Origin of the sequence: Oceanithermus desulfurans (assembly GCF_014201675.1) — a bacterium.
Lineage (GTDB): Bacteria > Deinococcota > Deinococci > Deinococcales > Marinithermaceae > Oceanithermus > Oceanithermus desulfurans.
This window is the reverse complement of record NZ_JACHEZ010000002.1, coordinates 139,344-152,207: the sequence shown is the minus strand read 5'-3', so window position 1 is coordinate 152,207 and position 12,864 is coordinate 139,344. Positions and strand designations below refer to the sequence as shown.

Here is a 12,864-nt window from a genome sequence, read left to right as displayed (position 1 = left end):
GGGTGCTAGTCTAAAGTCTACGAGGTGGACGTGGCGACCGGACGACTCTACCAACGCCAGCTGATGGAGTACGCGCAGGACCTGGCCCGGGCCTACCGGGAGATCCGGGCCTCGCAGGACGACTTCCTTTCCGTGCTGGTGACCCTGGTCGAGCTCAAGGCCCCGGCGGCGCGCGGCCACGCGCGGCGCGTGGCCTTCTGGGCGCTGCGCCTCAACGACGCCTTGGGGCGGCCGCTCGAGCCCGCGCCCCTCAAGGCGGCGGCCTTGGCCCACGACGTGGGCAAGCTGGGCCTGCCCGACCGGGTGATCGCCTCCTGGGTGGGCGAGGACGACGAGGGCCGCGAGCTGCTCGCCACCCACCCCCAGCTGGGGGCCTCGCTGCTCGAGCACGTGGCCGCTTTCCGCGACTGGATCCCCTGGGTGCGCCACCACCACGAGCGCTGGGACGGCGCCGGCTTCCCCGACGGGTTGGCCGGCGAGGCGATCCCGCTGGGAGCTCGTGTCATCGCCGTGGCCAACGGCTTCGACTACCGGATGCACGGCTACGGCCGCGACCCCGCCTACACCCTCGCGGGCACGACCGCCTGGCTGGAGCAGCAGGCCGGCGGCGCCTTCGACCCCGCGCTCGTCGAGGCCTTCGTGGCCATGCCGCTCGAGGCCCTCTGGGCCAACCGGCTCTGGCTCGAGGAGGTGCAGGAGTGAAGGTGCTACTCATCGAAGACGAGCCCGACATGGTGGCGCTGCTCGAGGCCACCCTGAGCCCCGCGGGCTTCGAGGTGCACGCCGAGCGCAGCGGCGACGCCATCGAGGCGCTGCTGGAGCGGCACGATCCCCAGGTGGTGATCGTCGACGTGATGCTCTTCGGCAGCCGCATGGACGGGTTCGAGGTGGTGGAGCGGATCCGCCGGGTGGCCGGGCACGAGGAGACCCTGGTCGTGGTGCTGACCGCGCTCGAGGGCGAGGAGTACGCGCGCCGCGCCCGCGAGGCGGGGGCCGACCTCTACCTCAGCAAGCCCTTCAGCCCGCTGGAGCTGCTCGGACGCCTGCAGAGCGCGGAGCTGCTCACGGACTAGCGGTTTCGCAGGGAAGCTCGAACCAGAAGACCTGCCCCGGGGGGCGCGCCTCCCAGCCGATGCGCCCGCCGTGCTGGGCGACGACCTCGCGCGCCACCGCCAGCCCCAGGCCGTGCCCCTCGCGGCCGCGGTGGCGGGCGAGGCGCGTCCAGGGCTGGAAGATCGCCTCCGCCTCCCCCGCCTCCAGCGGGGGGCCGCCATCGTAGACCTCGACGCGGGCGGTGCCGTCGGCGCAGGCGAGGCGGATGCGCACCGGCTCGCCCTCGGGGCCGTACTTGGCGGCGTTGGTGAGCAGGTTGAGCACCGTCGAGAAGAGGCGGCCCTCGTCGCCGATGACGACGACCTCGCCAGCTTCGGGCTCGAGCCGGAAGCGGCCCGGGAACTGGACCTGCAGCATCTCCGCGGCCTCCTCGATCAGCGCCCCCAGCCGCACCGGCCGCCGCTCGAGCTCGAGGCGCTGACCCGACTCCAGGCGGTAGAGGTCCAGGAAGGTGGCCAGCGTCTGGCCCAGCCGCCGGGCGGCGTTCTGGATGCGCTGCAGGTAGCGGCGGTGGTCGGCCTTGGGGTCGTCGAGCAGCTCGCTGAACCCCACGATGGTGGCGATGGGGGTGCGCAGCTCGTGGGCCACCATGCCCAGGAGCCGGGTCTTGAAGGCCCCCTCGCTCTCCAAATCGGCGATGCGGCGGCGCTGGCCCAGCACCTGGCGCGCCTGGTAGTAGAGGTAGGCCGCGGCGAAGAGCAGGACGATCACGAAGCCGAACAGGGTGTCGCGGCGGTAGTCGCGCAGCTGCACGAGCAGGTTCGAGCGCACCGTGCTGGAGACCTCGGTCGCCTCGATGACGATGGGGTGCACCCGGTCGGCCCAGGCCTCGAGCCGCCCGCAGGGCCAGCCGCGCGCCGACTCGGCCTCGAGCGCCGCCAGCAGCCGCTCCAGGATGCGCCGGCTCTCGGGGGCGAGCAGGGGGAAACTGTAGCTGTGGACGGCCAGGCGCGCGCGCTGCTCCAGGTTGGTGGCGCGCACCGGGTCGAGGCCGCTGCGGCCGCAGATCAGCGCCGCCTTGAGCAGGTCGCGCTCGAGCTGGGAGTACTGGTAGGCGGAGTTGGCGGCGCGGGCGTTGGTGATCGCCGACTCCAGCCGCGACTGTTCGTAGAAGAGCAGCCCGGCGAGCAGCAGCAAGGCGACGATCAGCCCCGCCGCCAGCAGGCTGGGGTTCAGTAGTGGAATTCGACGACGCGGACCTGCCACACCCACAGGGCATTGTACCGGGTGGGGTCGGGCTTCAGCCGGTCGTAGGGGAAGATCACCCGCACCGGACCGTAGTTCTCCAGGGTGAGCGGGCGGCCGTCCTGCACCAGGGCGAGGATCGGCTCGAGCGGCGCCAGCTCCGCCCAGGGCCGGTCGATGCGGTAGTCGTCGAGGGCGACGAAGCGCACCACCAGCCCCTGGGTGTCGAGGTCCAGCTCGCGGATGATCTGGTCCAGCAGCACCCCCTCGAAGGTGGAGGGGGGGTCGGTCTCGTGGGGGTGGTGCCGGGTGGTGCGCCGCACCCAGGTCAGCTGCTCGATCCCGGCGCGGTCGAGATCGTAGCTGCGGCCGTCGGGGGTGATGAGGGTGAGCAGCACCTCGCCCCGGGGCGCGGGCGGCGGACCGTCCCAGCCGCCGCTGCGTACCACGGTGTAGCTGGCGCCGCCCTTGCAGCCGCCGAGGAGCAGCGCGAGGAGCAGGAGCAGGGTTCCGTAACGCATCGTTACGCATTCTATCGGGTGGGCGGGGGCCCGGGGTTGCACGTATACAGTAATAAAAGTTGAGCGTATAATGTTCAATGAGGAGGTGGGCCATGCCCAAGGGACTCTCCGCTGCGCGCAAGGGTGAGACGATCGAGCTCGTGCTCTCCGACGGCACCGCCGAGGAGCGCCTGCGCCTGCTCGCGATCGAGCTGGCCGAGGCGCTGGCGCGGCTCCAGGCCCCCGGCTACCCGACGATGGACCCCGAGGAGCTCGAGGACAAACCCAACGACGCCCCCAACTACACCACCGCGACCGTCGAGCTGCTCGAGCCCGAGGGGCTGCTCACGCTGCGCAAGGTGCGGGTGCCCGGCCCCGACCTGCTCGAGTTCACCACCCCCTCGGGCAGCGTCTACGAGTTCGAGTGGGGGCCGGCCTTCGCCTATCTGGAGCCGCTGCTGCCGCGCTAGACCTCTTCGAGGCCCAGGTCCTCGGGAACGACCCGCGCCGGGATCGGCAGGGGGCTGGCCAGCTCGGTGCGGCGCACGAAGGCGAGCATGAAGTTCCCGATCAGCCGCAGCTGCGAGGCGTGGGCGCGGGCGGCGGCGAGCTTGCGCTCGATCTGCTCGTCCGAAAGCTCGAGCTTGCGCCAGGGCAGCCGCCGCCCGCGGGGCGCCGGATAGAGCGGCAGCCGCGGGTGCAGCCCCTTGGGCAGGGGGTACTCGTAGCCGCCGTGGACGATGTAGTAGCGCAGCCGCTCCTCCCAGCCCAGCTTGCCCATGATGCGCATGGCAAAGTACGCCGCCGCCTGGTGGTCGGGGTGGGCGTCGAGGGGGCTGGGCGCCAGCACCCGGGTGGGCGCGAAGTCGCGCAGCACCGCCTCCAGGTCGGTCTCGAGGTCGCGGCCGGTGTAGCGCGCCCCCGGGCGCAGGCTGCCCGCATAGGCCACCTCGGCCAGGCGCGTGTGGGGGCTGGTGAAGGGGAGGTAGTAGTGGGTGAGGAAGAGGCGCAACAGCCCCTGGTCGGGGTAGCCCAGGAAGATCCGGTCCGCCTCCCCGAGCCCCAGCTGCGCCGTGGCCGCGCGCGCCTCCTCCATGCGCTTCGTCGCGAGCGCGCGCATGGCCTCGGGCCTGGGCGCCGGACGCCCCGAGGCCAGGTCGAAGGCGTCGCCGGCGGTGAGCCAGACCACGCGCACCCGCGCGCCGGCCTCCAGCGCCTGCAGGATCTGGCCGGCGGCGGCGAGCACCTCGTCGTCGGGGTGGGGCGCGAGGACGAGGAGGCGGTCGTCCGCGGCCAGCCCCGCCAGCGGCGGCAGCCGCCGGCTGATCCACGAGGCCCGCAGCGCGTGGTAGTAGGCGAAGATCCAGCGGCCGTTGATGAAGGCCCAGACGCTGAGCGCCAGCAACCCCGCGAGCAGGCGCTCGAGCAGGTCGAGCCGCCACCACAGCCGCAGCGCCTCGCTGACGCCGACGAAGACGACGACGAGCGCGGCGAGCCAGAGCCAGCGGGGCGTCGGGTTCACGGACCTATACTAAGGCAGGACGATCTCATGCCCCCTGCACCCCTGCGGATCCGAGCCGCCACCCCCGCCGACCTTGCGGCCGTGGGCCGCATCTCGCACCGGACCGGGCTGCTGGGCGCGCCGATCGAGCGCTTCTTCCCCGACGAGGCGCTGTGGACCGACGTCTTCGTGCGCCCCTACCTCGAGGCCGGCTGCTGCAACTTCGTGGCCGAAGCGGAGGGCCGGGTCGTCGCCTACGTGATCGGCGCCTGCGACCCCGAGGCCCTGCCCCGCTGGGCCCGCCGGCGGCTGGTGCGGGTGCTGCTCGGGGGGCTGGTGCGCGGCTGCTACCCGCGCTTCTTGCGCGACCTCCTCTACCTCTGGCGGTCGCTACGGCAGCCCGGGGAGCGCGCGCCCTCGGACCGCTTCCCCGCCGAGCTGCACATCAACGCGCTGCCCGAGGCGCGCGGCCGCGGCGTGGGCTCGGCGCTGATGACGCGCTTCCTCGACTGCCTGCGTGGGCGCGGGGTGCCGGGGGTCCAGCTCGCCACCACCGAGCGCAACGAGGCGGCGCTGCGGCTCTACCGCCGGTTCGGCTTCCGGGTCTACGCCCGCTGGCGCTCGCCGTTCTGGAAGCCCTACGCCGGCGAGGCGCTGGAGCACCTGCGCCTCGTCAAGGAACTCGACTAGTCGTCGATCGCGAGCCACCCCGCGGGGGCGCGGAAACCCGTGCGCTTGTGGGTGCCGTCGCAGAAGGGTTTCCTCCCCGAGCCGCCGCAGCGGCACAGCGCCAGCTTCGGGCGCTGTAGGGTGTGCTCCACCCCGTCGAGGACGAAGCGGCTGCCTTCGGGCAGGTCGATCACGAGCGGTCCGTCTTCGCGAAAACGTAGCTTCACCAGCGACCTCCTAAACCGGAAAGGAACGCGTGCAGGCGGGCGGCGTACTCGGGGTGGCGCCAGGCGGAGACGTGGGGGAAGCCCTCGAGGGTCCACAGCCGCGCCTCGGGGTAGGCCGCGTGCAGCCGCAGGGCGTGGTCGTAGGGGACGGTGCGGTCGGCGTTGCCGTGCAGCAGGAAGAGGGGTGTGCCCGCCGCGCGCAGCCGCGCCGTCGCCGCCTCCGGGTCCACGGCGGCGAGGTTCACCCCCAGCAGCCAGCGGCTCGCCAGCGCCGCGCCGGGGTAGAGCCAGGGGCCCATGCGCTGGCGCAGCAGCCGGCTCAGCCGCGCGTAGCCCGAGTCGGCCACCACCGCGCGCACAGACTCGCCCGCGGCCACCCGCAGCACCGTGGACGCCCCCATGCTCCAGCCGTGCAGCACCACGGCCTCGCGGGGGAAGCCGCGCTGGGCCAGCCAGTCGAGGCCGCCCAGCACGTCGCGCAGCTCGAGCGCCCCCAGGGTGGTGCGCCCGCCCGGGGAGGCGCCGTGGGCGCGCAGGTCCAAAAGCAGCACCCCGTAGCCCTGCTGGGCGTAGACGGGCAGCGCCGGCAGCACGTAGGGGCTCGACTTGCTGGCGTTCAGGCCGTGGACCAAAAGCGCCGCCTTGCGCTCGCGCCCGCCGGGCACCCACCAGCCCGCCAGCTCGAGCCCGTCGCGGCTCCTCACCCGGACCTCGCTGAAGTCCAGTCCGTAGAGGGCCGGCGTGAGCCCGGTGACCTCGCGCCGCGGCCGGCTCTGCCGCCAGACGAGCTGCAGCGAGGCGCCTAGGTAGCCCGCCGCCAGCGCCGCGGAGCTGGCGGCCAGCCCCGCTTCGGTCACGGCTCCACCCCCGCGCGCGCCAGCTCCGCGGCCAGCTCCTCGTAGCCGGGGCGGCCCAAGAGCGCGTAGGTGTAGCGCTTGCCCAGCTCCACCCCGGGCTGGTCGAAGGCGTTGACGTCGAAGAGTTCGCCCAGGAACGCGGTCTGCCACATCAGGTGCTGCAGCAGCCAGCCGAGGTGGTAGGCGTCGATCTGCTCGAGGACGATGGTGTAGTTGGGCCGCCGCGCCTCCGCCAGGGCGTGGGCGGTCGCCGCGGCCTCGGCGCGGAGGAGCTGGAAGAGGCTCTTGCCGAAGAGGTAGCCCAGCTCCTCCAGGCCCTCCTCGGCCGGCAGGATCAGGTCGCGGTCGGCCTCGCGGTGGCGTACGAAGACGACGAGCTTGTCAAAGGGCCCCTCGCGGAAGAGCTGCACCTGGGCGTGCTGGTCGGTGGCGCCCACCGCGGGCAGCGGCGTGGGGCCCACGTGAACGCGGCTGCCGGAGCGGTCGTAGGCCTTGCCCAGGCTCTCGGCGTGCAGCTGCACGAACCAGGAGGGCAGGAGCGCCAGCCGGGAAGAGTAGGGCATGAGCACGCTGATCCGCTGCCCCTTGCGCCAGGCCAGGTACTGGGCGAGCGCCGTCTGCGCCGGCAGGTTGCCGCCGGCGTCGGCACGCGCGAGCGCCCCCGCCATGCGCGCGCCCGCGAGCAGGCCGGCGACGTCCACCCCGGCGAGCGCCAGGGGGAGGAGCCCCACGGGGCTGAAGACGCTGAAGCGGCCGCCCACGTCGGGGGGAATCTCGAAGCTGGCCAGGCCGTGCCGCTCGGCGTAGGGGCGCAGCACCCCGCGCTCGGGGTCGGTGGTGACGACGACCCGGTCCTTCCAGCGCGGGCCCAGGGCCCGGCGTAGCCAGTCCAGCGCGATCAGGAAGGCCGCCATCGTTTCGGCGGTCGTTCCCGACTTGCTGATCACGTTGACCAGGGTGGCGGCCGGGTCCAGGCGGTCCAGCAGCGCCGCCACCGGCTCGGGCTCGACGTTGTCGACGAAGTGGAGGCGTGCCCCCGCGCCGCCCAGCGCGGCGTCCAGGGCCTTGGCCCCCAGGGCCGAGCCGCCGATGCCCAGCACCAGCACGTCGCGCACCCCCTCCTGCGCCAGCACGAAGCGCTGCACGCTACGCAGCACGTCGGTGGCCTCGGGGAGGTGCACCCAGCCGAGCATCGCCGCGGGGTCGCCGGCCCGCTCCCAGAGCGCGTCGCGCGCGGCTTCCAGCCGCGGTGCGGCCGCCTCGAGCTCACGGGTCCACTCCACCCCTTGGTCGGGGCCGATACGGGAGGCGTCGAGGTTGGCAAAGTCCACCTGGAGCATACCTCCATGCTAAACCCCCTCCGGCGTGCCGGAGGGGGCGGACCGCGGCGGTCGGCTCAGTCGCAGCTGGCGGCGTCGCCCACCTCGAGCCGGAACCCCGTGGCCCGGGGGACGACGAACTGCGTGCCGGGGGCCGCCTCGCCCGTGCGGCAGCCGGGCTCCAGCGCGCGGCCGTCCGCGTAGACGGTGCCGCCCTTGAAGCGCAGGCTGTAGCGGGCGGGTTTCGGCTCCGAGAGCTGGTAGTTCGCGTCCTCGATGCGCGAGGCGGCCACCACGTAGACCCGGCCCGCCGGCCCTTCGTAGCAGAGGACGCAGCTGCGGTAGCTGCCGGTGAGCGGGGTCTCGAGCTGGCCCGACATCAGCCCCTCGAGGCCGACGCGCTGGATCTCGCGGTAGGTCCCGGCCGCGCCCGTGAGCGTGAACCCCGCCCAGAGCAGCGACATGGCCACAACGAAGCCGCGCGCGGTGGGGCTCTTGCTGCGGGTCCAGCCCAGCCAGGCCCCCCAGAGGGCCAGCGCCAGCAGCGCCAGGTAGAAGAGCGCGATCGGCAGGTACAGGTAGAGTTCGTAGCTCATGCCCACTCCGCCTCCTCCCAAAGCCGCGCCGCCACCACGAGCAGCGCCAGCGTCACCACCAGCCCCACCCAGACCGGCGCGGTGGGGATGCTCTGCACCAGCGGCTCGAGCCCCGCCTTGAGGTCCAGGGCGCCGCCGGTGATGCCGAAGAAGCGACCGACCTTTTCCGGTAGGACGAGATGGGGAAGGGGCAGCTGGGGCAGGAAGCCCAGCCGCTCCAGGGCGAAGCGGCCCAGCCACGACCACCCCGCCAGCACCCCGGCGCTGGCGGCCACGGCGACGATCTGCCCGCCGCGGCCGGGGCGGTAGGCGCTGAGCAGCAGCCCGTAGACCAGCCCCAGCGCCAAGAGCGGCGCCGCCCAACCGGCGACGGTGTAGACCCAGACCGCGAGCGGCAGCCAGGCATCGTAGCGGACCCCCGCCGCCGCGGCCACCCAGTGGACCGTGACCACGAGCACCGCGTAGTAGACGCCGAGGACGGCGAAGCCGACCCCGAAGCGCGCCGCCACGTGCGCCCAACCGCTGCGGGGGCTTTCGAGCAAAAAGGCCAGGGGCCCGGCCGCTTCGCCGGCGAGGGCGCGTGCCAGCACGATCGGCACGAGGACGCCGAAGGGGGCGATGGCCAGCAGCGAGCCCAGCCCCAGCCCCAGCGTGAGCAGCGGGTCGCCGCCGCTCACCCCGCGGGCCAGCCAGGCGACCCAGACGAGCAGGAGCAGGGCGAGGCCAAAGGTCAGGAGCCGGTGTTTGCGCAGTTCCAGGGTGATGAGGTTCACGCCAGCACCTCCCGGAAGGCCTGGGCGACGCTCTGGCCCCGCTCGCGCAGCTCCTCGGCGGAGGCGTTGAGGACCACCCGCCCTTCCTTCATGAAGACGGCGCGGTCGAAGATGCCCTCGGCCTCGGCCACCTCGTGGGTGGAGAGGACGTAGGTGGCGTCTTCGCGCCACTCGCTCACCAGCGCCGCCAGGATACGGTCGCGGGTGATCAGGTCCACCCCGCCCAGCGGTTCGTCGAGCAAGTAGAGCCGCACCTTGCGCGCCAGCGTGGCCGCGAGCAGGAAGCGCGCCCGCTGCCCCTTGGACAGCCGCGTCAGGCTGCGGCGCGGTACCTCGAGCTGATCGAGCAGCTCGTAAAACCGCTCCGGCCGGAAGTCGGGGTAGAGGCTTCCGAAGAGCCCCACCGCGCCCCTGACGTCCAGCCACTCGTACATCTGCCCCCGTTCGGGCAAGAAGGCGATCGCGCCCCGCACCCGCCGTGGCGGCGCGCCGTCGAGGCGCACCTCGCCGGCATCGGGGTAGAGCAGGCCGGCCATCAGCTTGAGCGTCGTCGACTTGCCGGCGCCGTTGGTGCCCAATAGCCCCACCACCCCGCCCGTCGGCAGCTCGAGCGAGAGGCCGTCGACCGCCACGGTGCCGCCGAAGCGCCGGGTCACGCGTTCGAGTTCAAGGTGCATCGGCCACCTCCTTCAGGACCTCGCGGGCCGCGTCCAGATCCACGCCCAACGCCCGTGCGGTGCGCAGGTAGGCGCGCGCGGCCGCTTCCAGCTCGCTTCTACGGATCGCCTCGACGTCCACGTCCTCGCGCACGAAGGTGCCCAGGCCGCGGCGGGTCTCGGTGATGCCCTCGCGCTCGAGTTCGGCGTAGGCGTGCACCACGGTGTTGGGGTTGACCCGCGCCTCCTCGGCCAGCGTCCGCGCCGAGGGCAACTTGCCGCCGGGAGCGAGCTCACCGCGGGCCAGCATGCGCTTCACCTCCGCGGCGATCTGGGCGTAGATCGGCCCTTTCTCGGGTTCGATGTGCCACAAGTACCTCACCTCCACGTGCCGAGTGTACTACAACACTAGTACACCATACAACCCTCAAGGCTGGCTGCGCTAAACTGGGGTATGTCTGTAAAGAAAATTCCCCTCGAAGTCCTCTTCGGCGACCCCGAGCTGGGCGATGTGCAGGTCGCCCCCGACGGCCGAAGCGTCGCCTTCATCGCTCCCTGGGAGGGGGTGAAGAACCTCTGGATCATGGACCTCGCCACCGGTGAGCGCCGCCGCGTCACCTCCGACCGCGGCCGCGGGGTGCTGGGCCACGGCTGGCTCCCCTCGGGGCTGCAGGTCTACGTCCAGGACAAAGACGGCGACGAAAACTGGCGGCTCTACGCGCTGGACCCTGCGGGCGGCGAGCCGCGGCGGCTCACCCCCGGCGAGGGCGTGCAGGCGCGGCCGCTGATGGTCCACCCCGACTTCCCCGACGAGATCCTGGTGCTGCTCAACGACCGCGACCCCAGCCTGCACGACGTCTGGCGCATCGACGCCCGGAGCGGCGCGCGCGAGCGGGTGGTGGAGAACCCGGGTTTCATCGGGTTTACCGCCGACGAACAACTGCAGGTGCGCGTGGCCCTCAAGGCCACCGACGACGGGGGCGGCGAGCTCTTCGTGCGCGAAGGCAAGGCGTGGCGCTCCCTGATGAAGTGGGGCCTGGACGACAGCCTTGGGACCTGGCCGCTGGCGGTGCGGGGCGACACCCTCTACCTTTCCTCGTCCGTCGGGCGCGACACCGCGGCGCTGGTGGCCCTCGACCTTTCCAGCGGCGAGGAGCGGGTGCTCGCCGAAGACCCGCGCTACGACCTGCCCGAGGCCGAGGGGCTGCTCTTCCACCCGCGCGCTGAGCGCCCCGAGGCCGTGGCGGTGATGCGCGATCGGCTGGGCTGGATCGTGCTCGATCCCGCGCTCGAGCCCGACTTCGAACGCCTGGCCGAGCTGAAGGGCGACGCCTACGTCGTCAACCGCGACGCCGCGAACCGCCTTTGGGTCGTCCGCGAAAGCCTGGACGCGGCCAGCCCCCGCTACTGGATCTACGACCGCGCCGCCCGCGAGCTGCGCCGGCTCGGCGACGCCCTCCCCGCGCTGGCCGCATACACCCTGGCGCCGCGACGGCCGGTGCGCTACCGCGCCCGCGACGGCCTAGAGATCGAGGCCTACCTGACGCTGCCGCCGGGGCGGGAGCCGCGCGGCCTGCCGGCGGTGATCCTGCCGCACGGAGGCCCCTGGCACCGCGACGTCTGGGGTTTCGACCCCTGGGCGCAGTGGCTGGCCAACCGCGGCTTCGCCGTGCTCCAGCCCAACTTCCGCGGCTCCACCGGCTACGGCAAGGCCCTGCTCAACGCCGGCAACAAGCAGTGGGGCCGGGCCATGCAGGACGACCTGACCGACGGCGTGCGCTGGCTCGTGGGGCAGGGGATCGCCGACCCGAAGCGCGTCGCCATCATGGGCGGCTCCTACGGCGGCTACGCCACCCTGGCGGGCCTGGCCTTCACCCCCGAGCTCTACGCCGCCGGCGTCGACCTCGTGGGGCCTTCCAACCTCTTCACCCTGCTCGAGATCGTGCCGCCCTACTGGAAGCCGATGATCGCCCTCTTCCACACCCGCATGGGCCACCCCGAACGCGACGCCGAGCTCTTGCGCGCCGCCTCGCCCCTCTTCAGCGCGGAAAAGATCCAAGCCCCCCTGCTTATCGGCCAGGGCGCCAACGACCCGCGGGTCAAGCGCGCCGAGAGCCTGCAGATCGTCCAGGCGCTAAAGGAAAAGGGTAAGCCGGTGGAGTACGTGGAGTACCCCGACGAGGGGCACGGCTTCGTGAAGGCGGAGAACCGCCTCGACTTCTTCCGCAAGGCCGAGGCGTTCTTGGAGAAGCACCTGAACCCTTAGGAGGCGACCATGCAAAGCCCGGCACTGGCCCAGATCTACGAAGCCCTGGGGGAGGAGGGCCTGAAAAAGGCCCGCTGGCAGGAGCGGATGCGCGTCTGGAGCCAGGTGGCCCAGCTGGTCTGGACGGCGCTCTACGCCCTCCTCTGGGTTCCCACCGGCTGGGCGGCGGCCCTGCGCGACGCTTTGGGCGGCAGTGGCGCGCTTCCCTCGCTGCTCTTCGTTTTGGTGTTCATGCTGCTGCTTATTCCCTTCAACCTGCCGCTGGGTTGGTACTTCGGCTACCGGAAGGAGCAGGTTCTGGGTACGAACCGGCAGAGCCTGGCGGGCTGGCTCGTGGACCAGTTCAAGCAGGGGCTCATCGGTGCCCTGCTCCTTGGTCTCTTCTTCTGGGCCGTCTACCTGGTCTTCCGCGCCTGGCCCGGGGGCTGGTGGCTGGCGCTGCTGGCGGTGGTGGCGCTCTTGATGGTCGGCCTCTACCTGGTGCAGCCCCTTCTCATCCGCGCCCAGTTCAAGGCCGAGCCGCTGGAAGACGAAGCGCTGATCGCGCGCCTCAAGGCGCTGTTCGAGCGGGCCGGTTTCCCCTTTGGCGGGGTGGGGGTGCTGCGCGCCGGCGAGAAGACCGCCCGCGGCAACGCCATGCTTTCCCCGAAGGGCGGCAAGCTGGAGGTGCTGGTCTTCGACACCCTGCTGGACGAGGTCGGGCCCGAAGGGCTCGAGTTCGTGGTCGCCCACGAGCTGGGCCACCGCGCCCACAAGGACTGGCCCTGGATGCTGGGCCTCTTCGGCCTGCTCTTCGCCCTCGGCATCGTCCTGGCGCACGCGGTGCTGGTCTGGACCGCCGGCCGCTGGGGGCTGGCGGGCCCGGGCGACGTGGCCACCCTGCCGCTGCTCTACCTGGTGCTCGCCTTCTGGATGACGCTCGCCCAGGTGGTCAGCAACGCCTTCATGCGCGCCCGCGAGTACGCCGCCGACCGCTACGCGCTCGAGCTGGTGCCCAACCTGCCCGCCTTCGAAAGCACCTTCGTGGCGCTGGCCAAACAAAACCTGGCCGACCCCGAGCCGCCGGAGTGGGTGGAGTTCTGGCTGCACAACCACCCCTCGATCGCCCGCAGGCTGGAGGCGGCGCGCCGGGCGGTGCGTCCGGGCTAGCCGCCGCGTAAAGGGCGAGGCGGCAGCCTGCCCCGCTACCTACGAAAACGACG

Annotated in this window: 16 protein-coding genes; 6 read left to right on the top strand and 10 right to left on the bottom strand. The window is 72.5% G+C overall.

Annotation, left to right across the window (positions count from 1 at the left end):
- Positions 1–30 precede the first annotated feature (30 nt).
- Positions 31–702: an HD-GYP domain-containing protein gene (locus HNQ05_RS03100; protein WP_147145573.1), complete on the top strand. Its 672-nt coding sequence runs from the start codon at positions 31–33 to the stop codon at positions 700–702.
- Positions 699–1,073, top strand: a complete 375-nt coding sequence (locus HNQ05_RS03095; protein ID WP_147145575.1) for a response regulator transcription factor — start codon at positions 699–701, stop codon at positions 1,071–1,073. The genes HNQ05_RS03100 and HNQ05_RS03095 overlap by 4 nt, the downstream gene beginning before the upstream one ends.
- On the opposite strand, the gene HNQ05_RS12295 is transcribed toward HNQ05_RS03095, so the two are convergent.
- Both HNQ05_RS12295 and HNQ05_RS03085 read right to left on the bottom strand, forming a co-directional pair.
- Entirely contained in the window at positions 1,063–2,319 is a 1,257-nt protein-coding gene (locus tag HNQ05_RS12295) for a sensor histidine kinase (RefSeq protein ID WP_147145577.1), read from the bottom strand. The genes HNQ05_RS03095 and HNQ05_RS12295 overlap by 11 nt on opposite strands.
- Complete coding sequence (locus HNQ05_RS03085; protein WP_147145579.1) at positions 2,286–2,819, bottom strand: putative pterin-binding protein; 534 nt, start codon at positions 2,817–2,819, stop codon at positions 2,286–2,288. The genes HNQ05_RS12295 and HNQ05_RS03085 overlap by 34 nt, the downstream gene beginning before the upstream one ends.
- Positions 2,820–2,911: 92 nt before the next feature.
- On the opposite strand from HNQ05_RS03085, the gene HNQ05_RS03080 reads away from it, so the two are divergent.
- On the top strand, positions 2,912–3,268 hold the full coding sequence (locus HNQ05_RS03080) for a TFIIB-type zinc ribbon-containing protein (RefSeq protein WP_246104078.1): 357 nt from the start codon (positions 2,912–2,914) through the stop codon (positions 3,266–3,268).
- Here the strand turns inward: HNQ05_RS03080 and HNQ05_RS03075 are convergent.
- Positions 3,265–4,320, bottom strand: a complete 1,056-nt coding sequence (locus HNQ05_RS03075; protein WP_147145583.1) for a PIG-L deacetylase family protein — start codon at positions 4,318–4,320, stop codon at positions 3,265–3,267. The genes HNQ05_RS03080 and HNQ05_RS03075 overlap by 4 nt on opposite strands.
- Before the next feature lie 27 nt (positions 4,321–4,347).
- Here HNQ05_RS03075 and HNQ05_RS03070 point away from each other — a divergent pair, with 27 nt between their 5' ends.
- Positions 4,348–4,989, top strand: a complete 642-nt coding sequence (locus tag HNQ05_RS03070) for a GNAT family N-acetyltransferase (protein WP_147145585.1) — start codon at positions 4,348–4,350, stop codon at positions 4,987–4,989.
- On the opposite strand, the gene HNQ05_RS03065 is transcribed toward HNQ05_RS03070, so the two are convergent.
- From HNQ05_RS03065 to HNQ05_RS03035, 7 genes are read right to left on the bottom strand one after another with little or no spacing between them, the layout of a single operon-like run.
- Positions 4,986–5,195, bottom strand: a complete 210-nt coding sequence (locus HNQ05_RS03065; protein WP_147145587.1) for a CDGSH iron-sulfur domain-containing protein — start codon at positions 5,193–5,195, stop codon at positions 4,986–4,988. The two genes, HNQ05_RS03070 and HNQ05_RS03065, sit on opposite strands and share 4 nt — an antisense overlap.
- Complete coding sequence (locus HNQ05_RS03060; protein ID WP_147145590.1) at positions 5,192–6,052, bottom strand: alpha/beta hydrolase; 861 nt, start codon at positions 6,050–6,052, stop codon at positions 5,192–5,194. The genes HNQ05_RS03065 and HNQ05_RS03060 overlap by 4 nt, the downstream gene beginning before the upstream one ends.
- Complete coding sequence (locus HNQ05_RS03055) at positions 6,049–7,392, bottom strand: phosphoglucose isomerase-related protein (RefSeq protein WP_147145592.1); 1,344 nt, start codon at positions 7,390–7,392, stop codon at positions 6,049–6,051. Before HNQ05_RS03055 ends, HNQ05_RS03060 begins: the two co-directional genes overlap by 4 nt.
- Positions 7,393–7,448: 56 nt before the next feature.
- Positions 7,449–7,967 (bottom strand): hypothetical protein, encoded by a 519-nt coding sequence (locus tag HNQ05_RS03050; RefSeq protein WP_147145594.1) that lies wholly within the window; start codon positions 7,965–7,967, stop codon positions 7,449–7,451.
- Positions 7,964–8,740, bottom strand: a complete 777-nt coding sequence (locus HNQ05_RS03045; RefSeq protein WP_147145596.1) for a hypothetical protein — start codon at positions 8,738–8,740, stop codon at positions 7,964–7,966. The genes HNQ05_RS03050 and HNQ05_RS03045 overlap by 4 nt, the downstream gene beginning before the upstream one ends.
- Positions 8,737–9,417 carry an ABC transporter ATP-binding protein gene (locus tag HNQ05_RS03040; RefSeq protein WP_147145598.1) on the bottom strand — a complete coding sequence of 227 codons (681 nt, stop codon included), beginning with the start codon at positions 9,415–9,417 and terminating at the stop codon, positions 8,737–8,739. Before HNQ05_RS03040 ends, HNQ05_RS03045 begins: the two co-directional genes overlap by 4 nt.
- On the bottom strand, positions 9,407–9,784 hold the full coding sequence (locus HNQ05_RS03035; RefSeq protein WP_246104079.1) for a GntR family transcriptional regulator: 378 nt from the start codon (positions 9,782–9,784) through the stop codon (positions 9,407–9,409). The genes HNQ05_RS03040 and HNQ05_RS03035 overlap by 11 nt, the downstream gene beginning before the upstream one ends.
- A gap of 66 nt (positions 9,785–9,850) precedes the next feature.
- Here HNQ05_RS03035 and HNQ05_RS03030 point away from each other — a divergent pair, with 66 nt between their 5' ends.
- Together HNQ05_RS03030 and HNQ05_RS03025 are read left to right on the top strand one after the other, a co-directional pair.
- On the top strand, positions 9,851–11,662 hold the full coding sequence (locus tag HNQ05_RS03030) for a S9 family peptidase (RefSeq protein ID WP_147145600.1): 1,812 nt from the start codon (positions 9,851–9,853) through the stop codon (positions 11,660–11,662).
- Positions 11,663–11,671: 9 nt separating this feature from the next.
- Positions 11,672–12,811, top strand: a complete 1,140-nt coding sequence (locus HNQ05_RS03025) for a M48 family metalloprotease (protein ID WP_147145602.1) — start codon at positions 11,672–11,674, stop codon at positions 12,809–12,811.
- Positions 12,812–12,864 lie beyond the last annotated feature (53 nt).

Coding starts and splice junctions, on each gene's coding strand:
- HNQ05_RS03055 (WP_147145592.1), bottom strand. CDS start 7,392: ATGCTCCAGGTGGACTTTGCCAACCTCGACGCCTCCCGTATCGGCCCC.
- HNQ05_RS03085 (WP_147145579.1), bottom strand. CDS start 2,819: ATGCGTTACGGAACCCTGCTCCTGCTCCTCGCGCTGCTCCTCGGCGGC.
- HNQ05_RS03070 (WP_147145585.1), top strand. CDS start 4,348: ATGCCCCCTGCACCCCTGCGGATCCGAGCCGCCACCCCCGCCGACCTT.
- HNQ05_RS03040 (WP_147145598.1), bottom strand. CDS start 9,417: ATGCACCTTGAACTCGAACGCGTGACCCGGCGCTTCGGCGGCACCGTG.
- HNQ05_RS03030 (WP_147145600.1), top strand. CDS start 9,851: ATGTCTGTAAAGAAAATTCCCCTCGAAGTCCTCTTCGGCGACCCCGAG.
- HNQ05_RS03080 (WP_246104078.1), top strand. CDS start 2,912: ATGCCCAAGGGACTCTCCGCTGCGCGCAAGGGTGAGACGATCGAGCTC.
- HNQ05_RS03025 (WP_147145602.1), top strand. CDS start 11,672: ATGCAAAGCCCGGCACTGGCCCAGATCTACGAAGCCCTGGGGGAGGAG.
- HNQ05_RS03050 (WP_147145594.1), bottom strand. CDS start 7,967: ATGAGCTACGAACTCTACCTGTACCTGCCGATCGCGCTCTTCTACCTG.